21 protein-coding genes are annotated in these 19,485 nt (G+C 43.6%); 4 read left to right on the forward strand and 17 right to left on the reverse strand.

The genetic code is table 11. The annotated features are described in order from the left end of the window. Position 1: 1 nt before the first annotated feature. The 10 genes from MMA19_RS10975 to MMA19_RS11020 form a co-directional block, all read right to left on the reverse strand. Positions 2–463 (reverse strand): copper chaperone PCu(A)C, encoded by a 462-nt coding sequence (locus MMA19_RS10975; protein WP_006069790.1) that lies wholly within the window; start codon positions 461–463, stop codon positions 2–4. Between the two features lie 17 nt (positions 464–480). Continuing rightward, positions 481–963, reverse strand: a complete 483-nt coding sequence (locus tag MMA19_RS10980; protein WP_038231483.1) for a TlpA disulfide reductase family protein — start codon at positions 961–963, stop codon at positions 481–483. Further along, the gene (locus MMA19_RS10985; protein ID WP_240206218.1) at positions 953–1,627 is read right to left on the reverse strand and encodes an ABC transporter ATP-binding protein; all 675 of its coding nucleotides are present in this window, start codon (positions 1,625–1,627) and stop codon (positions 953–955) included. The genes MMA19_RS10980 and MMA19_RS10985 overlap by 11 nt, the downstream gene beginning before the upstream one ends. A gap of 1 nt (position 1,628) precedes the next feature. Next, positions 1,629–2,765 carry an FtsX-like permease family protein gene (locus tag MMA19_RS10990; protein WP_240206219.1) on the reverse strand — a complete coding sequence of 379 codons (1,137 nt, stop codon included), beginning with the start codon at positions 2,763–2,765 and terminating at the stop codon, positions 1,629–1,631. Beyond that, positions 2,752–4,038, reverse strand: coding sequence for an ABC transporter permease (locus tag MMA19_RS10995; RefSeq protein ID WP_031493521.1), 1,287 nt, complete (start codon positions 4,036–4,038; stop codon positions 2,752–2,754). The genes MMA19_RS10990 and MMA19_RS10995 overlap by 14 nt, the downstream gene beginning before the upstream one ends. 2 nt (positions 4,039–4,040) lie before the next feature. After that, complete coding sequence (locus tag MMA19_RS11000) at positions 4,041–5,357, reverse strand: Fe-S-containing protein (protein WP_240206220.1); 1,317 nt, start codon at positions 5,355–5,357, stop codon at positions 4,041–4,043. Between the two features lie 176 nt (positions 5,358–5,533). Next, positions 5,534–6,067: an iron transporter gene (locus tag MMA19_RS11005; RefSeq protein WP_006069796.1), complete on the reverse strand. Its 534-nt coding sequence runs from the start codon at positions 6,065–6,067 to the stop codon at positions 5,534–5,536. Between the two features lie 44 nt (positions 6,068–6,111). Next, on the reverse strand, positions 6,112–8,064 hold the full coding sequence (locus tag MMA19_RS11010; RefSeq protein WP_240206221.1) for an FTR1 family protein: 1,953 nt from the start codon (positions 8,062–8,064) through the stop codon (positions 6,112–6,114). 446 nt (positions 8,065–8,510) lie between these two features. After that, positions 8,511–9,275 carry a hypothetical protein gene (locus tag MMA19_RS11015; RefSeq protein WP_006069798.1) on the reverse strand — a complete coding sequence of 255 codons (765 nt, stop codon included), beginning with the start codon at positions 9,273–9,275 and terminating at the stop codon, positions 8,511–8,513. A 99-nt stretch (positions 9,276–9,374) separates the two neighbouring features. Continuing rightward, positions 9,375–10,289, reverse strand: coding sequence for a LysR family transcriptional regulator (locus tag MMA19_RS11020; RefSeq protein ID WP_006069799.1), 915 nt, complete (start codon positions 10,287–10,289; stop codon positions 9,375–9,377). Positions 10,290–10,451: 162 nt separating this feature from the next. Here MMA19_RS11020 and MMA19_RS11025 point away from each other — a divergent pair, with 162 nt between their 5' ends. Next, complete coding sequence (locus MMA19_RS11025) at positions 10,452–11,312, forward strand: SDR family oxidoreductase (RefSeq protein ID WP_124941568.1); 861 nt, start codon at positions 10,452–10,454, stop codon at positions 11,310–11,312. A gap of 72 nt (positions 11,313–11,384) precedes the next feature. On the opposite strand, the gene MMA19_RS11030 is transcribed toward MMA19_RS11025, so the two are convergent. The 4 genes from MMA19_RS11030 to MMA19_RS11045 form a co-directional block, all read right to left on the reverse strand. Further along, positions 11,385–11,903 carry a phosphoribosyltransferase family protein gene (locus tag MMA19_RS11030; RefSeq protein WP_240206222.1) on the reverse strand — a complete coding sequence of 173 codons (519 nt, stop codon included), beginning with the start codon at positions 11,901–11,903 and terminating at the stop codon, positions 11,385–11,387. A gap of 3 nt (positions 11,904–11,906) precedes the next feature. Continuing rightward, positions 11,907–12,473 (reverse strand): sugar O-acetyltransferase, encoded by a 567-nt coding sequence (locus MMA19_RS11035; RefSeq protein WP_031493768.1) that lies wholly within the window; start codon positions 12,471–12,473, stop codon positions 11,907–11,909. A gap of 24 nt (positions 12,474–12,497) precedes the next feature. Further along, complete coding sequence (locus MMA19_RS11040) at positions 12,498–13,094, reverse strand: sugar O-acetyltransferase (protein WP_088877859.1); 597 nt, start codon at positions 13,092–13,094, stop codon at positions 12,498–12,500. Positions 13,095–13,180: 86 nt separating this feature from the next. Next, positions 13,181–13,348 carry a hypothetical protein gene (locus MMA19_RS11045; protein ID WP_006069804.1) on the reverse strand — a complete coding sequence of 56 codons (168 nt, stop codon included), beginning with the start codon at positions 13,346–13,348 and terminating at the stop codon, positions 13,181–13,183. A 202-nt stretch (positions 13,349–13,550) separates the two neighbouring features. Between MMA19_RS11045 and MMA19_RS11050 the strand changes: the two genes are divergently transcribed. Both MMA19_RS11050 and MMA19_RS11055 read left to right on the forward strand, forming a co-directional pair. Next, complete coding sequence (locus tag MMA19_RS11050) at positions 13,551–15,311, forward strand: SgrR family transcriptional regulator (protein ID WP_240206223.1); 1,761 nt, start codon at positions 13,551–13,553, stop codon at positions 15,309–15,311. 95 nt (positions 15,312–15,406) lie between these two features. Continuing rightward, positions 15,407–15,880, forward strand: coding sequence for a peptide-methionine (S)-S-oxide reductase (locus MMA19_RS11055; RefSeq protein ID WP_240206429.1), 474 nt, complete (start codon positions 15,407–15,409; stop codon positions 15,878–15,880). 13 nt (positions 15,881–15,893) lie between these two features. Here MMA19_RS11055 and MMA19_RS11060 read toward each other — a convergent pair whose 3' ends face one another. The 3 genes from MMA19_RS11060 to MMA19_RS11070 form a co-directional block, all read right to left on the reverse strand. Next, a complete protein-coding gene (locus MMA19_RS11060; protein ID WP_038227562.1) occupies positions 15,894–16,556 on the reverse strand; it encodes an NAD(P)H-dependent oxidoreductase in 663 nt (220 codons plus the stop codon). 124 nt (positions 16,557–16,680) lie between these two features. Then, positions 16,681–17,886, reverse strand: coding sequence for a multidrug effflux MFS transporter (locus MMA19_RS11065; RefSeq protein ID WP_240206224.1), 1,206 nt, complete (start codon positions 17,884–17,886; stop codon positions 16,681–16,683). 21 nt (positions 17,887–17,907) lie between these two features. Next, positions 17,908–18,339, reverse strand: coding sequence for a MarR family transcriptional regulator (locus MMA19_RS11070; protein WP_240206225.1), 432 nt, complete (start codon positions 18,337–18,339; stop codon positions 17,908–17,910). A gap of 278 nt (positions 18,340–18,617) precedes the next feature. Between MMA19_RS11070 and phnC the strand changes: the two genes are divergently transcribed. Then, positions 18,618–19,457, forward strand: a complete 840-nt coding sequence (gene phnC / locus MMA19_RS11075) for a phosphonate ABC transporter ATP-binding protein (protein ID WP_240206226.1) — start codon at positions 18,618–18,620, stop codon at positions 19,455–19,457. Positions 19,458–19,485 lie beyond the last annotated feature (28 nt).

Raw genomic sequence — 19,485 nt, forward strand, 5'->3', positions numbered from 1 at the left:
CCTATTTAAGCTTGCGAGGAACAACTTGTGCGATGACCTTAAATTGACCTTGGTTGGTATCGACAATCATGGTTAGAAACTCCCCCAGTTTTAAGGTGCGTTTAGGGCCGAACATCATAAAGTGGTGAGTGTTTGGGGTTAATGCGGTTTTTTTTCCTGCTGGAATGGTAATGTCTTTAACCATGAACATGACACGCTTCCCTGCTTCATATTTGGTGCTGTGAAGCATGGTTTTGTCAAACTCGTTGATATGAAACCCAGTAATAATCAGTGTTTGGTCGCTGTTATTGTAAATCGTCATTTTAGACCCAGTGCCTTTCGCTCCGCTGGCTAATTGGAAGATGACAGGAGAGTCTATTTGGACCTTGTCTTGAAGCGTTGGAGTGCTTGCATTAACTGCAGGCACGAGAGACAGTAGGCTGAATAACGCGACAAGGGGCAACAAGAATTTTCGCAGTGACATCTTAATATTCCTTATATTTACAATGTGTTAATAACTTTATCTAAATCTAGTTTTGCTGAGTAACCAATATGCATATCTACCAGTGTGCCTTTTTGGTTAATCAGATAAGTGGTAGGTGTGACGCCAATAGAGAATCGTTCTTTAGATATTCCTAGTTGGTCTTTGCCAATGGGAAAAGTGAACTGATATTTGTGACGAAATGCATCAAGGTCGACGTCGTACTGGTCAATATTAATAGCGATTATGGCGACTTCATCTGAGCGTCTTTGATAAATGTCTTGCCATTTTTTCATCATGGCTATGCAGGCACCACAGGTAGAAGACCAGAATTCGAGCACGACTTTCTTACCCTTATAATCATGAATACTGAGTTCAGTGTCGCGAGAATCTAGTGCCACGATGTCGGGACTTTCAGCCCCAATTTTGGCAACTTGCTCTTTACATCCTGTAACTATCACTACCGTACTGAGGAGTGGAATCAGTAAGTAGTTACGCCACATCTTGGATTTCCTCACCGATGTATTTACCGTGTTGTAAGCGAATAATGCGGTCAGTAAATTGCCCTAAACTCGGGTTATGGGTGACCATGATGATGGTTTTGTTTTGAGCATGAAGCTTTTTGAAAATCTCAAGGACGATATTCTCATTTTCTTCATCAAGATTTCCGGTGGGCTCATCGGCGAAGATGATTGGACTTTCATTTACAATCGCGCGAGCAATACATACACGTTGTTGCTCCCCGCCTGACAGTTGACTCGGAAGGTGATCAAAACGGTGACCCAATCCCACTTGTGTCAGCACCGCTTTCGCAGCGTCTTCGTCAGGAACGCTATGGTAATGTTGAGCCAACATGACGTTTTCCAACGCCGTCAAATAAGGAATTAGGTGGAATTGCTGAAACACCAAACCAATTTTCTCGGCGCGAAAGGCACGTCGTCCTTCTTCATTGAGAGAGCCAGCATCCTCACCATCCAAAATAACCGTTCCTGATGTTGCACTGTCTAGGCAGCTAAGAATGTTCATCAAGGTGGTTTTGCCTGAACCTGACGCCCCCATAATGGCGACAAACTCACCTTTTTTGACTTCAATACTGATATCGTCAAGTGCATGGACTTGATCGAATACTTTGCAAAGTCCCTCTGTTTTAATAGCGAATGTAGACATATTAATCTCCTTTCAGGACTTTGGCTGGGTCGATTCGTATCGCTCGAATTGTCGGAAGAGTGGCCGCGACCAAGGCGGCGCAAAATGAAAGTAAACTGGTAATCAATAGAACAGGTATTCGAATATCGATGGTTGCGCCGAATACGGACTGTCCGAGAAACTGAGCCAGTATGTAGCCGATCACCAAACCGTTAATGACAGCGGCGAGAGTAATGATTAAGGTTTCATGAACGATTTGGCGCTTAATGGATTGATTCGATGCGCCCAATGACTTTTGCAGCGCAAATTCATAACGACGCTCCGCGATCATAGAAGTCATCGTCGTATTTACGCACAACGTCGACAACACCAAAATCACCAAAGCAACGATGCCCATAAGCAGTTTTATTTTATCAAGCACCTTGCCTTCTGAGGCGGAGACTTTGCGAATAGGCCTGATCACAAGATCACTATAATGACGTTTCAACGTCTGCTCGAACTGAGCTACTTGTTGCTTGTCGTTGGTTAGGCTAAACATGGCGAAATTAATCTCATCACCTTTATTGAGCCACTTTTGCACAAACGGTAGATTTACGATTAAGTAATTGTCTTCGTCTGAACCTGACTCGACGATTCCTTTGATTCTAAAGCTGTAACTACCTTGTTTTCCGTATACAGTAAGTTCTGAGCCTATGCCCAGCTCTAGTTTCTCAGCGAGCTTTTTACCTATCATGACATTACGGTCATCAAAGGACACTCCGATCCATTGACCTTCAACTTGCCAGTAAGGTACGAGCTTCTTCAGTTGTGAAAAGTCGATACCCATCAATACGACCTTCTCTAGTTCGGCTTGAACCATGCCATATAGGTAAGGACTAGATGCAATTAGGCTATCTTTAGGGGCAAGTGATTTTATTTCTTGGTATTGCTGCGTTGTGAGCTTTTTAGTGGCTTCAGGGCCAACAAAGAAGTTAGCGCCATAGTTACGAAGCTCATGACTCATTTTTTCATTGATATCGAAATATACGCCTGCCATTGCGGTAATGATTGCCGCGCCAACGGTGAGTGCGAGAAAAACCACCAGGACGCGCTGTGCACGCAGTTTTAGCGACCGCCATACTAGTGTTGATAACATTGAACGAGGTTTATTTGCGGCCATATAACACCTCTATTGGGTACAGTGATGCGATTCTGCGAGATGGGAAATAGGTTCCAAGAACAGTAATCAAAGTAGAGATAAGTAGAACGACAGGAACAATGATCCAGTCAAATGAAATAGAAGAACCAAACAAGGCGTAGCCGATGACTTTGGATAACCCCCAACCAGACAAACAGCCCAACAATCCACCTAAAATGCCACACAATATGGACTCGGAGTAGAACAAGGCATAAACCTGCCAATTATGCGCTCCTAGTGATTTCATTAACCCGATTTCTTTGGCTCGTTGCAGGATCGCATTGGTCATTAGAGATGCGATACCCATTGCTGAAGCAATCAGTGCAGCAAAAGTTACAACAAACAATAGCGCCTGAATCTTACTGATAACGGCACCCTCAGATGCAGCTACTTGCCAAAGCGGTTTTACTAAGGCGTTGTTCATCGCCCCTTCTAGTTGGAACGAAATAGAAGAAACAAACGCAGTGCAAAACCACAAGTCATATTCATCAGAGTCGAGAGACTCTAGATCTTCGCGTGCTTTTTTAGACAGAGCATTTTCCGGAACGGTCAGAGCAGACACTTTTACGCTTTGGACTTTGCCTTCTAAACCTAGGAGTTGCTGCCCTTTATTTAACGGCATCACAACGGAGCTTTCATCGCTGGTACCGTTAGTGAGAATGCCAGTGATTTTGAAGTCGTTTTTAACATTACTCTCACCAGCGAGGGAGAGGGTATCTCCAACCGACAATGACAGCTGCTTGGCTAATGTTTTACCAATCAGTACTTCGTTTTTCTCGTCGCTGGGCCATTGCCCATCAATATGCCAATAGGTAGAAATGACTTTGTTACCGGTACGATATTCGTGGTCGTCGGCAACTGGGAGGTTTTTGTCAAAAAAAGTACCGATGATGCGAATGGTGCGATTCGACTCTACATCTTTAACCTGACCTTTCACGAATGGAGCAAAGCCAATTATGTTATTGCGCCAGAATATATCCATGATGTTAGGTAACTCGCTTTCGGCAAGCAGATCGTCTTTTTCCAGTTTATTGACGTTATGAGCGAGGAGTTCGGGCAGCTTTACTTGCCCTTCAGGTGATATCTCAATATTCGCACCGTAGCTTTTCATCTCCATAGACATTTTGTTGCCAATATTGATTGATATTGCTAATAAGGCCGAAATTAGACTTGCTGCTAAGAATACAGTAATGACAGCCAGTCTTTTTCTGTTGGAGTCATGACGCCATGATTGACGTAGCATTCGAATTAACATTGCTAATCTCCGAGTGGGTTAACAGGTTTAACATCGGAATACTTCCAGGGGTCGTCTCTAAATGTCTCGTATGAGTCTTCCGAGGTGAAGAAGTACGTTTTTCCGGAGAATGAATAGCTGTGCTCAGCATCCATATTGCTGATTTGTTTACCGTTAACGGGATCGGTTGCCATAACTTCTACTACTTCACTGAAGTACTTTAGTCCGCTTTCTAGTGTCGCCTGGGTTACAACAATCTCGTTGTTTTCAACCCGCCAGTCAGGCATTGGAATAGGGTTACATCCACCTGGCTTGCCAATAGATGGAATAAAAATATGCACCCCACATGCAAGACAAACGACTTGGTCGCCTACTTGAGCGTAACCTGCGTCGCCACATAACATGCAGGCATCAAACACAACACCAAATTTCTTTTCACCTGCAAATCGGTCAATAACGAAAAAGCGAACGACCTTGCCGTCACTGGCTACCCAGTCAAAACGATGTAACTTACCGTCTATTAAGTGTTCATCAATCGGGATATGAACCCGACCATCCGTTGCCATCTCCATTCTTTGTGCTTCTGAACGATGAATGGGTTGTGAAGCGACAAGATCCCAATAGAGTAGGGCGATAAGTACAGCAGCAAGAGTGGCGAGATTAAATGTGACCTTGTGTTTTGCCGAGTTCAGCCGTGCTTGTTGTTTGCGTCGTTCAATGGCAAGAGAGGTATGAGATATTTGTGTTTTTAGCGGTTGGATTTGAGAACGATAGAAATAGCACAAACACAACGATGAAATGATTAAAACCGCATAAGACGTCACCCAAGAAAAGTTAGTGACTTTCGAAACATATGCCAATAAGCCTCTATCTAAGCCAACAATACTTAGCTTCATACTGGCGAGAATGATTTCACCAGATAATGGTAGGGCGGCAATCACCAATAGCAGCACAATCAAAAATCGTCGCGCACCTTTGCTTAATGCTGTGACAGTCAAACTCGACGTAACATGAATAAACGCAATGGCCAAAAAACCTAAGATGATAGCTGTAACATTGAGGATAAGCTCAGTGTTGATTACGTTTGTCGTACTTAGCATGGTCAGCTTAGCTACTTTCGCCCACATAAAGCTGGCAAGCAGAGTTGTTAGGCTCTGTAAAGCAATCAGTATTCGCGGTGATATTGAGAACAGAAGGCTAACAATAGCGGTGAGTAATAAGATCGCTAAGTAGCTAGTAGAGACGGCTAATATGTTGACCTGGCTAAAAGGTAACAGGAAGAACAGTAATGCTCCGGAAAGTAGCGATAGCAAAAACCATCCGATTTGATGCTTATACATGTGGGTACTGTGTGTTGCCCAAATGGCACCAAATAGGAGTGCGGGTAGTAAATAGACAAGTAAGACTTGGGAAAGATAGAAACTCATACTGTAATCTGACCGGCAGAGAAAACTTAAACAACCAAACAAGATCAGCTCAGGCTCTAATGCAATCGCCTGAGCTGATATAGCAATGGTTAGTTGATACCTACGTATTTAAATTCATAACTCGCATCGAACGGTTTGAACCAACGACCTACACCTGTTTCTTCGTCTGTATGGCGCAGTAGTCCTGCTTTTGATGGCGGGTCAATATGGAAAGTGAGTTTGTAGTTACCAACACCCAACATATTGATATTCGAACCATAGTGAGGACCATCCGCTGCAACCATTGGCATGAATGTGCCTTCTTGAGTCTTACCTGTATCCATGTTTTTCAGTGTGTAGCTGATGGTTAGGTACGGGATCCATTCCCCTGCCGCAAATCCATTCTTGTTGCCTTTTAAGGCGTGAATGTCTGCTTCAAGATGAACCTCCGATTTTGATGCTGCGCGCATCATGCCTTGTGGCTCCATGGTCACTGGTTTTAAGTAAACTGCGGCAATTTCCATTCCGTTCATTTCAACAGGTTCACCTGCTGGATGTTCCACGAATGGTAGGTCGTTAGCCATAGCTATGCCTGAAATTGCTTGTACAGCCACTGCTGCGGCGATGAGTTTTTTGTTAAACATAGTAATGTCCTTTACTTGTTTGATTTTACGAAGTTTTAATTGAACTATGAGTTCGCGTTGATAGTCATGTCTTGCCTATTTTTGAGCTTTAAGAGCACGAGCGCGAACAGTGCTGCCAGCACCAAGATGAGCTGAGGTAACAAGGTTTCTAAGTATGGATAGATTCCAAACGCTGCGAATTCTGGCGCGCCAGCAATAAGTGTTGGGTCGAATAATTTACCTTCGATAAGCTCCAACACGCCTTTACCTGCGAATACAAATGCCATTAAGTACATAAATCCGCCGGTGAAAATAAAGAATGGCTTAAGTGGGAGTTTGACTACGCTATATCGCATGATGAAGAAGATGACAGCAAGTACAACGACGCCAACAAGGAAGCCCGCAACTAACGCCGTCATAGTTTGTGCAGTGGCATCGCTCGCCAATGCAAAATAGAACAGCACGGTTTCAGCCCCTTCGCGATAAACCGCTAGAAAACTTGCTAACCAAAGTCCTATTAGGGAGCCTGTCGTAATTGAGTTTGAAAGTTTGCTTTGTAAATAGCGCTTCCACTGAACAGCCTCTACTTTTGAAAGAAGCCAATAACTCATTGAAAATAGGATCATTACGGCAATCAGCATGGTGATGCCTTCCAATAGCTCTCTACTTGCGCCCGCATTCTCGAACAACCATTGAAATAGCGCGGCCGTAATGGCACTGGCGATAAGACCTACCACGACTGAGTTTTTAACGACATGAAGCTTATCGGATGCGTCATTCTTGATTAGGTATGCTGTAATTGCTGCCACAATAAGCATAGCTTCAAGCCCTTCTCTGAAGATGATGGTGAAGCTTGCAAGTAACATGGCCCACCATCCTAAATCTCCTTCAGAAAGCGTGTCAGAGGCGTCCATCAATCCTTGTTTCAAGAGCTTCACTTGCACTTGTATATCATCAACCTTTTGATTTGCCTTTAACATGCTGACGATTCGAGTGAAATAGCCTTCTAACTCTGACTTATAGTTACTGTCTCTAGAGCCAACGGCATTCTCCATTCCTGAGGCTTCAAAGTGGTCGAAATAGGCATCTTGCATTGCCAACATTGCACCGTTGGTATCGCCATTTTTATAGATCTCTATAGCACCGTCGACAGCTTGAATAATGCTACTGACAACAGGCCGCCAATCTTTTGATTGAACTGATGATGCTTCGGAAGAGGAGTCTGAGACAGACTGAAAATCGCGAGTTGGGGGAAGACCAGGTAACTCATCCTTTAGATCTTGTACTAAGGTTGCCAGTTCATAGCTAAATTGAATGAGATGTTTTTGGCTATATTCTTGTTTGGCTATTTTCGCTAATGAACGAAATGCTGCATTATATTCAGCCGCTTTTTCCGCTGAACGGTTCAATCTTATTGTGATTTCGAGCTCGGTATTTTTAAAGCCTTTGAATTGCGCTTGCTGAACCAACTCGAAAGCTCGTTGCTGTTTTTTCGTTGATTCATCAGGTTGTTCGGCAGATTCTCGATACTCAGTTAGTGCCTCATTCAGTTGTGTATCAATAGAGGTTACGGCATCTCGCCAAAAAGGAAGAATATCATCCGTATGAAGGTTGGTATTTTCGGCGATGAGCTTATGCCCAGAAGCTAGAATACTCGGTAAGTTAGCTACCTCTTGCTTTAACCAATCAATTTCACTTTGAACGTTTTCAATAGATTCTTTAGCGACGATCATTTTTCGTATCTCGCCAAATTTAGATTCTAATTGGTACGCGTATTTCCGTGAATAATTAATGCGGACGGGACCTTCCAAGCTTTCAAATACTTCGAAGTAAGCCATTTGAACTGTAGTTTTAGCTTCGTTTTGTTGCCCCTCTCGATATAGTTCTTCTGCTTTGTCGAGTCGAGAGATTATTTCATTTGCTGCAGATTTGTAATCTATGGCATAAGAGATTTGCGGCATAATAAGTAAGAAGAATACTAGAAAATAACGACGGTAATTGTTAATTGCCTTTAACATATGACATCCGTGAACAAGAGGTGTTCCTGTACGCTAATGGAAGTCATTCTCATTATCAATATTAGAGATTATAAAGGTGAAGGGTGATAAATGAGTTGATATTAAACTTCGATTTTGATGGTCTTTGTTTAAATTATTGAATAACAATGGAATTTAAACCACTTGGTTGATGTGGTTAAATTTCACTCATGTTGTAATCGGTCATTTCAAGCAAAAACTAAGTTCTCACAAATGGTAATGAAAATTGATATCATTATCACCTGTGTTGAAATATTGTTGATTTTAGTGATTTATAATGTACTAAAAAAATAAAAAATCTGTTGTTATATCTATCTCGGTTATTTCTCAATACAGAGTTAAGTGGAGTTTAATTAAATGAAAAATCAAAAGGGATATATAAAAAGTTATAGCGAAAATTATTTAATCGCTATAACTTTATGCCGTCACTAATTCTTCTCAGTAAATAGAACGTTATATTCACCTAAACCATCATATTTTATTGCTGTGAGGACTCCAAAGTCTACTTCGACAACACCACAGTAAGATCCAGTAATAATTGCTTCACCCGCTTTAAACTCAATACCACGACGAGTCATTGCATTAATGAGCCAGTAGATCGGAGTCTGTGCTAGCTTGTTTGGATGTTTTCCAGCGAACGTCTGCACATTGTTATCTTGAGATACGGTGATTTGGATGGTTGCAGCATCAAAAGCTTGTTCACGAGCAATTTCTGGCCCAATAAACAATCCTTGGTTAACCAAACAGTCTGCTAATTTCTCATAAAACTCAGCGCCACTATCGTCGGCATAGCGAGATTGCATAAGTTCCAATGCCATATGGCAAGAGCCAATGGCATCATTGATCTGTTCTTCACTATAGCCATCAGGTTTTGCGGGTAACGATTTTGACAGGAGGAATGCGATCTCAGGCTCTATCCGAGCGGTATTATTGTCGGCAAAGAGCTCACAGATTTCTCCTTTTTGCACGCTATTAGAGAAAATTGGTGCAACGATAAATTGGTCATCGGATAGAGGCAGGAGACACTTCCATCCTCCAACTTCATCGCTATGCATATCGATCATTGAAGATTGGATTTGTAGTGCGTCATCCAAGGTATTTGGACGTTGCAGTTCATTCAGTCGTGGTGCTTTGGTTCCCGCTACACGGCGGCTTAGCAGCTCAGAGGCAGCTTGCTGAAAAACATTTGTCATATAATATCACCTGTGTTGTATCTTTTAATCATATAGCAAATTTTTCCAGCAAAATAGGTGATGAGATCATGAAGTCACGAGTTTTTCGCAACTGAGTTTCTAATCTGTTGTCCCCGCCAACTTTTTACTAAATTCGCTGCGCTTGTTACGTATAAATTCAATAAAAAGCTGAGACTTAAGTGGCAAATGACGCTTGTCAGGGTACACCAACAACATGGTTCGATCTTGTGGAACCCAAGGTTCAAGAAGTGTTTTTATAGCACCGCATTGGATCTCTTGGCGCAGCAGCGAGTAGGGTAAGTAACAGATCCCAGCATGGTGAAGGGCGAGTTCTTTTGTGACGTTGAAGTCATCGGATATCAACTCTGAGTTGTGGGCGATTTCTATTTCTTCGCTATTGCGAGCAAAACGCCAAGGGAGAAAATAGCCTTCGACGTGATTCTTAATACACGGTTTTTGATATAGCTCTAACGGGTGTTTGGGTTCTCCATATTTATCTATGTATTGCGTTGAAGCGGCTAATACGTATTTCACAGGAGACAAAGTTAACGCCACGAGACTGGAATCATGCAATGGACCAAGCCGAAAAGCGAAGTCGATACTTTGCTTGGTAAGGTCTTGATAGCGATTTGATGATGCCAAGTTGATGCGAATGGTTGGATATAGCGCTCTGAACTCAGCAAACATAGGAGCAAGTAAATCTTGGCTCAGAGCTTTCGGTGCGGTGATGGTCAATGTACCAATAGGCTGATTGGCCATGTCTTCTGCATCGCTATATAGTTCGGCGACCGTGTCGGCGATAAGCTGAGCTTTTGGAAGAACTTGAATACCCAATTCGGTCAAAGACAGGGAGCGGGTGGAACGATTCAACAGCTTGCCACCAAGATCATGTTCAAGTTGCTGTATTTTGCGGCTGACTGTTGTAGTGGGCACATTGAGCTGTCGTGCTGCTTCAGCGAAGCTACTGAGTTCTACAACTTTGGCAAACAATGGTAAAGCCGAGAGTTCTTTCATTGTATTGATTATCTATTCATCCCATATATGGGATAGTAAAGTTCATTTTAACCTTCTAATCAATGTTTTTGGTATTGGCTATAGTTACGACATACCGACGCGGCACTCTCAAACTATGCTGCACTATAAGGTTCAATAGATAAGACGATTAAGGGGTTCACGATGGAAATTCTAGTACTAGGCGCAACAGGTAACACAGGTTCAGAAGTGGTTCGTCAACTTAAACAGGTTGGTGCAAACTTTGGTGTTATGGCACGAAATCTCGACGCTGCTACCAAGTTAGATCTCAACCCAGATCAAGTTCGCGTGAGCAACTACGACGATGTCGATACCATGACTGAGGCAATGAAAGGCATCAAAAAGATCTATGTAGCAATGCCAGCCCATCCAAACAATCAGCAGTGGATGAAAAATACGGTTGCGGCAGCCAAGGCAGCAGGTGTTGAGCTTATTGTAAAACTATCTGGTATGGGAGCAAAAGCTGACGCGGGGTCAGACATTATTCGCACGCATGTTGTAACAGACGATATTGTAAAAGCATCGGGCATTGCTTATACCATCGTGCAACCTAACTCCTTTTTCCAAAACCTATATGGCAGTCTTGGGACGATCAACGCAATGGGACAATTTTTCTTACCGATTGCGCAAGCAAAACAGAGTGTGATTGATATTCGTGATGTGGCGGCTGTTGTGGTTGCGGCATTAACTCAACCTGGACATGAGAATCAGACTTATCTTATTTCCGGTCCTGAGGCCTTAACGTTTGCCGAGCAAGCAGAGATATTAACGCAAGTATCCGGAAAGCAAATTGACTACGTTGCTGTGCCACAAGAAGCAGCAGAAGCGGCAATGAAAGAGGCGGGGATGGATGACTGGAGTGCTGAAAAACTTGCGGAGATAATGGCGTGGTTTGGTGAGGGTCATTACGCAGAAGTTACAACTACCGTCGAGCAAGTTACCGGCAAAAAGCCAAGAACCTTCCGTGCTTTTGCTGAAGAATTTGCATCGGTTATTGAGAAATAATCTAATTTTGATCTATCAATAGAGGAGAGCCTTAGCTCTCCTCTACCTGTTGTAATTTAGTAAGGAGTTAGGCTATTTCACCAACTTAGAAACATAAGGCATATTTCTGAGTTTATCTTGCCACGGTAAGCCATAACCAACGAGCAAGTCGTCGTTTTCCATTTCATAGGCGTAAAACTGTTGGAATGGGATATCCACTCGACCGGGTTTTACGAACAGAGTGGCAATAGAGACCGACTTCGGGGCAAAATTCTCAGCAAGATACTGGACCAGTCGCTTCATCGTCCCTCCTGATTCAATCGCATCGTCGATAACAATGACGTCTTGACCCTCAATGCTTATGTTCTGATGATAAACAATTTCTGAAGAGTTGTTGCTATCGCCAGGAGTATGAGGACAGGAAATATAGTCCATTTTTATGTCAAAGGTGAGGTGACGGACGAGATCGGCAGTAAACAGTATGCCTCCCGGAACAACACTGATGATGACCGCAGATTCAAAATCGTTATTAAGCACGTCCGCAATCGCAATCACGCCGTCTTGTATCTGCTCTGTACTGAGAACCAACTCTCCAATATGTTTACTCTTCATTGGCTACGCCTCTTCTATTTCGAGATGTTTAATGATGTGTGCTGGGTTTCCACCAATCACGACATTATCTGCAAAGCTTTTTGTAACGACTGCACCTGAGGCAACGACAACATTATTACCAATGATAACGCCAGGATTAATTGTTGCGTGCCCTCCTATCCAACAGTTATCTCCAATCGTAATGGGTTTAGCGAACTCAATACCCGTGTTCCGAGTTGTAGGGTCCAGTGGATGGCATGCGGTATATAGCCCTACTTGAGGGCCAATAAAACAGTTATCGCCGATTCGTACTTCGGCACAATCGAGAATGACACAGCCAAAGTTCATGTAAAAATTGGTGCCAACATGAATGTTCTTGCCATAGTCGCAATGAAAGTTTGGTTCAATTTTAATCTCACCACCAATAGTGCCAAACAACTGCTGGAGCAATTGCTTCCTATCATTATTTTGGTGACGAGAAGTACGGTTGTATTGTTCGGTTAGATCGCGCGCTGCAGTGCGCAGCGTCGCCAAGGTGTGCTCACTTGGGTCATAGTGAAGTCCCGCAAGCATTTTCTCTCTTTCAGTCATAAGGTCACTCAAGTGTTTTAAGCTCTACTCATCAAAGCGACGATCTTTGTAAAAGTAGGTTTTATCGCGGTCATTAATCTCTCTGAGTACTCGACAAGGGTTACCAACTGCCACCACATTGGCAGGAATATCTTTCGTCACCACACTGCCAGCGCCAATGACACTGTTTTCTCCAATAGTCACGCCCGGAAGCACGACAGTATTAGCACCAATCCACACGTTATTTTTAATGTGAACGGGTATATTGAATTGAGCTAGAACCTTGCGCTGCTCAGGCTCAATAGGGTGTCCAGCCGTTGCAATGGTTACGTTAGGCCCAATCATTACATGGTCACCAATGTAAATGTGGGTATCGTCAACCAGCGTGAGATTGAAGTTAGCGTAGACGTTATTACCAAAATGGGTATGGATACCCCAATTAGCATGTACTGGAGGCTCTAAATAACAATCTTCACCAACTTCTGCGAACAGAATATGCATTATTTGTTCACGTTTTTTGGTCTCGCTAGGGCGGGTATGATTAAAGTCATACAGTGTTTCTAAACACTCAGTTTGACGTTCAGCAAGCGCTTCATCATAAACATAGACATTTTGACTGTGCAGTTTTGACATTGGATTCATGTAGGTATTCACTATTAAGCTGGTATTGGATAATGATCGATATCCTAGCACTGCGATTTATCCATAAGCCACAGACTTCGAAAGGTTTAATTCGAATCTGACAGCCGCTTCTCATTGGTGTTTTCTTCCCACTCATATAGAGCCATTAATGAATTTGTGTATTCGCTGACGGCTTGCTCAATACAGACTATCGCTTCATCGAGATCGGTTTCAGAAAGATTGAATGTGAGTGCGTTTTTGATGGCTTTCAACATAATTTAGTCCTCATTAATCGTGGCACAGTCATGTGGTGTGGAGCTGTTGGTGTTCAAGACTCGAGATAGATTATGAACAATTAATAGGAGGGCAAAAACTGAGTAATTGCTATTGTTTAGTTCCACATTTAACGTTAATTTGTCTGAATGAGGTTATGTTTGCCTGATTTTTGGTCTTATGTGGAACTAAAGTGATATAGAAATGCCGGAAATAAGTAACGATAGAGCACTGTTGTATTATCAACGTCTAGCGGTATTAGGAACGAATAAAGACATCAGTACCACAATAGATAAGCTTGCGGAGCTGATGTTTACCAGTACGCGGCATAGTCGAACCTTACTTAAACAGCTTGACGAGAAAGGGTGGATCGATTGGCAACCCAAAGTGGGACGGAATCAACGCTCGATACTTCATCTCAACCATTCTGAGAGCACGTTGGTCGTCAATGTTGCGTCAGAGCATATCTCGCAAGGTCACTATGAAAAAGCACTGCAATTGTTAGGTGGGGATAAAGCGTTATTCGGACAAGTGTTACAACAAACTGCCGGTCCGCAAGTAAGAGAAGGCGTAGTTCATATTCAGCTTATTTATGACCGCTTATTGTCACCGTTGGATACCACCAACTCGTTACGAAATAGTGAGCGATTCCTAACCCGACAAGTATTCTCTTGTTTGACGCGCTGTGACGGTGAGGGAAATGTCAAACCCGATCTGGCTCATCATTGGCGCTATGACTCGCAGGCGCTAACTTGGCGATTTTATCTAAGACCTCATCTTAGATTTCATGACGAAGCACCAATAGATGCAGAGACCATTGCTGAACTCTTCATGCGTCTTAAACAGCACCCTAATTATTGTTCTTTGTTAGCTAATGTTGTGACGATCTGCGCCGTGGGGCGATTGTGTATTGAGTTCACTCTGTCTCAGCCAGAGCCAAGCTTTGCTGCACTGCTAGCGGATTACCGATTCTCTGTATTACCGAGCGCTCAATTAGAAAATAATTCCGTTCGTATTGGTAGTGGTCCCTTTAAGCTAGTCGAGCATTCTCAGGAACAGCTTGATTTACAGGCGTTTGAACATTATCACGGCCTTTGTGCACTATCAGACAGCGTGACGATCTGGCAACTCCCAAAAGCAGGAACAAGCAGTTGTTCTACCTCACTTGTTACTCATGATTTACCTACACCCTATGATGCTGTTTGTAGTCATTTGGTCTCAACTGAAAGCGGCACTGAGCCATCAACTCAGGCGACTCCTCAGAGCCGGATTGAGGATGGCTGCTTACTGGCAATGTTCAACCACACTGCAGCTCTGGATAGCACGCAGCGTCACTATCTTGGTCAGTTGATGAATTCAAGGTCGGTGTTGCAACTGTTGTCCAATAACGACGCAGCTAGAGTTCAGGGCATTGCGGCATACAACCTTTTGCCAAGCTGGATGAAAGTATTGATTCCTCCAGCAGAGATATCTCCTTTGCCGAAGAAGCTAGATATCGCCATCTACCAACATCATGCTTTACGCGAAAGCGCCCAAGTAGTTGCCGATTTGTTGGAGCGGGTTGGCGTGAGCTGTCAGATTAACGAATACAGCCATGCCGACTTTTATGAACTGTGTGCGCGTCATAAGCTTGAGGAAGAGATTATCCTCATCAGTATGAGTTTGGATGACAACCGACCGTCTTCGGCGTTTATTTGGCTTGCGACGGATAGAGTGTTAAGACAGTGCCTAACACCGTCCACGGAGCAATGGCTGCAACATGAGCTTGAACAAGTGAAACAACAGAATCAATCTACGGAATACATGACGGCCCTTGAACCGATCGCATCGACGTTAGTCTCTGATAGATGGATAATCCCGCTGTTTCACCATAAGCAAACTCTGAATTTTGCTGACCAGTTGCAAGGCGTGTCCATGACTATCTGGGGCTGGCCGGATATTAAGAGCGTCTGGGTCGAGGAGTAGAGTTTCTGTATTACTTTAACAACAGGTTGGAGTTGATGTTGGCATAATTCTGCTAAAGTAGCCGACAGTTTGAGACGTGGATGACTGAATTTACGATGGAAGAGATAGTTTTCGCTGGTGGCTGCCTTTGGGGCGTCCAAGAGTTTATGCGACATTTACCTGGGGTCATAAATACCGAAGCGGGTAGAGCCAATGGCAGTGCGAGTACCACACAGTGTGATTACGATGGATACGCTGAGTGTGTTCGAACTCAATTTGATGCGAACCAAGTGTCAATTGAGGAGCTTATGGATTTCTTTTTTGAAATCATTGACCCCTATAGCGTCAACAAGCAAGGGGTAGATGTAGGAGAGAAGTATCGCACTGGAGTTTATAGTGTAAATCCAGAACATCTTGAGCGAGCGAAACGCTACATTGCCAAGCGTTCCGATGCAGATAAAATCGTGGTAGAGGTGTTGCCACTTAGTAACTATGTAAAGAGTGATGACGAGCATCAAGATCGGCTCACGCTGCACCCCAATGATTATTGCCATATACCCAAGGCGATTTTGCATAAGTACAAAAAATAGCTTCAAGTGCTGACTATTTTGGCGCGTTCCTCTGTGAAGGATCGCGTTGAAACGCATGAATAAGTTCGGCTGGATCGCTGGCACTGCGCTGAACTTTGGCACCTTCCGCCCACCAAATAAGTTGAGCAAGCGTTCGATTCATATAGCTATCCCACTCTTGTTGAGATGCTTCGTTTAGCACCTCACCTTTTTCATTGAATACGCTAGCAGCATTGGGAATGTGAATCATGGCAGATACTGGCAAACAGCCTAGCTCGGAGAGAAAAGTTCGCATTGAAACGGCTGCTCTAGCGCCGCCCCATTGTCCTGCAGAGTAGGTCACAATTGCACTGGGTTTATAAGAAAACAGAGAGCTGCCAAAGTGGTTAAGAAGGTGAGCAAGTGCTGGACTCATAGAGTGATTGTACTCAGGTGAGACCATCACATAGCCATCAGCTTGTTCAATCTTCGCTGCCAGCTGCTTTAAGTCTTCTGGTACTTTACTTCGGCTGTAAGCAAATTCAGGTTTAAAAACTGCATCAAAACTCAAAGTAAGAGGATCGATGATTTCCACGTCAATCTCGGGATAAAAGCGTGTTAGCAGAGACTGACAGGCATCACTGACTCTTGCGCCCAGTCGTGCGGGGCGAGGTGGGGTACTTTCTCTTACAGAGCCGAGAAAAATCAATAACTTCACTATCTAGTACTTCCCTAATGTTTTCTGATGTTGTTCGTTTTAGCTTAAAGGGTCTGGATTTTGTTGCAATGAGAAGTCACAAAAAAAGGAGCGCTTGCCCCTTTTCTGATTTTTAGGAGTCTAATTAGACACTTTTGACCAGCTTGTCAGTGACAAATGCTCGGTTGCGAACCACAAACCATAGTAGACCGCCCACAATGCCGATTGAGAGTTGAATCATACCTAAATTAGCGATGAGTGCGTCGGGACGCATGGAAACCAATAACATGCCCGCTGAGCCACAAATCATGGCAAAAAACTGAATCAATGCCACAGCGGAGCCGGTGTCTTTGTCTTGCTGATCAAGCATCAAGTTGGTACCAGGCACTCGCATCATAATAACCATTAGCGTCGCTGGAGCGGCTATTAATGCGAAGACCAAAGGCGCGGTAGAACCAATACTGAGCGTTAACACACCCATCAGTGCCAAAATAAAAAAGCACAAAGTAATCACTTTTTGTACTGAAATATGGCGGGATAACTTCATGTAAATAGAAGGGCCTAAAGAGGCGCACATCGCATTGAATGCGAAATAGTAACTGAACTCTTGCTCAGTCAGGCCAAAACCATTGATGTAAATGTACGAACCTGCCGCTAAGAAGGCCATAAGGGCCATGGGTGCGATTGAGAAAATACACAGCAGCATCACGAATCTTGGATTCGTCATTACCACGCCAAGTCGAGTCCAAGAGCGAGCCAAAGAGCCTGTATACTGACTTTGCAGTGTTTCGCGGTAACACATGGCTAAGATGGAGGCAAACGCGCCAAATACTGCCAAGGTCACGAACATCATTCTCCATGAAGCGACTTTGAGAAGAAACGCACCGAGTACGGGAGCGACCATTGGCGCAATAATCACGAGCGACATGATAGTGGCCATGATTTTCTCGCGCTCACGTCCTTCGAACATATCTTTGACGATGGCGGTAGAGACTACAGTAATGGCACTGCCAGCAAACGCTTGTAGTACCCTTGAGCCAATGAGGTGCTCAATGCTTCCTGCCATCGCACAAGCAATACTAGCAAGCATGTAAGCACCGATACCTATCAATAAAATTGGCTTGCGACCAAATTTCTCACTTAGCGGCCCCCAGAATAGAAGACCAATCGCGTAAGTAACGAAATAGCTACTTAACGTGAGGTTTACCATTGATTCAGTGGTACTAAATATATCGACCATAGTAGGCAAAGCTGGCAGATAAAGGTCAATCGTTAATGGTGGAAATGCACTGATAATAACGAGAAAAAATAGAGTGCCTTTTTGCCCAAGGATGGGTTGTGTTGATTTCAAATGATTCTCCTGTGGGTGAAATTAGTAACTCAAGTTGTCGTTAACGCGTTCTAATAGCTGCTTCAGTGTGCTTGCTTCGGTCTGAGAAAACCCAGTTAGCATTTCCGTTATCATTTCCATTTCGACTTGGTCGAGGCGTTCTAGCAGCTTTTCCCCTTTTTGGCTGAGGTATAGTGCAACGGAGCGTCGGTCGTTAGGACAACTTTGTTTGATGATGAGATCTTGACGATGAAGCCTTGCGATAATTCTCGCAATTTGGGCTTTATCTCGGTTCATTGACTCGACTAACTTCTGCTGAGAGACGCCGCCGAAGGCACGAATATCACTCATAGCTTTATGCTCAAGGGGGGAAAACTCGACTTTTTGACGGGTGATCTCCGCCACCATCTTGCCGCGGGTTTTCATTCGAATTTCACGTAAGGCGTGATTAATTGCTCGATAGTCTATTGTCATCAATGAAGGCCAATTAGTTGATCTAGTCAACCATTTTAGCTAATTAGTTGATTAGATCAACTAATTAGTCACAGTTTTGAGTTTTTGTTCTAAGAACAAAAATCATAGATGCTCAGTTTTTGCTCTTTAATATATTGAATTAAAAGTAGTTATTGGTGTGGTTCTATTGAATGGTGCACTTTGTTTGTTCATAAATTAGTCACAAAACTATCCCGAATTCGTCAAAAATCCACGCTCTAATATTCAATCAATAACTACTATTGACTGGAATGAAACTTATGGCCATGACCATGCCTGAACTGACGGTTGTATCGGATGCAGAAGAGTTTGCATCGCCGCAACTGGGTAGAAAAGTTCTTGAAACTCGCGCTTTGACTAAGTCTTACCAACAAGGAAAAGTGGTTCTAGATGGAATCAGCTTTGATCTTCACGCTGGTGAATTTGTTGCGGTGGTAGGCCGTTCTGGAGCAGGAAAGTCTACGTTGCTGCATACGTTGAATGGCACCATACCCGCGACCAGCGGCGAAATTCTTAATGTGCATAAAGACTTATCGACTGACAATGTACTATCGATGTCGAGAAAAGAAATCCGTGAGTGGCGTACTCACTGTGGCATGATTTTCCAAGATTTTTGCTTAGTGCCTCGTTTGGATGTGATTTCCAATGTCTTGCTTGGACGTTTGAGCCATACCTCGACGCTTAAATCGCTGCTTAAAATCTTCAGCGACCAAGACAAAGCTCAAGCTATCCAACTGCTTAAATGGCTCAACATGTTGCCGTACGCACTACAACGAGCAGAAAATCTCTCTGGGGGACAACAACAACGTGTGGCGATTTGCCGTGCGATGATGCAAAACCCCAAGATCCTGCTTGCCGACGAGCCAGTGGCCTCGTTAGACCCAAAAAATACCGTTCGCATTATGGAAGCGCTGCAAAAAGTTAGCCGTGATGGTGTGGCGGTAATGGTAAATCTTCACTCAATCGAACTGGTTCAGGAGTATTGTTCCCGCGTAATCAGTCTTGCCAAAGGTAAGGTGATTTACGACGGACATCCTTCTGGCCTCAATGATGATGTTTTACATCGTCTCTATGGCGATGAGATCGACCAAATCAACTAATCCAATCGGAAAACTGGACACAATAAAT

The organism is Vibrio sp. CyArs1, assembly GCF_022432925.1.
GTDB lineage: Bacteria > Pseudomonadota > Gammaproteobacteria > Enterobacterales > Vibrionaceae > Vibrio > Vibrio mediterranei.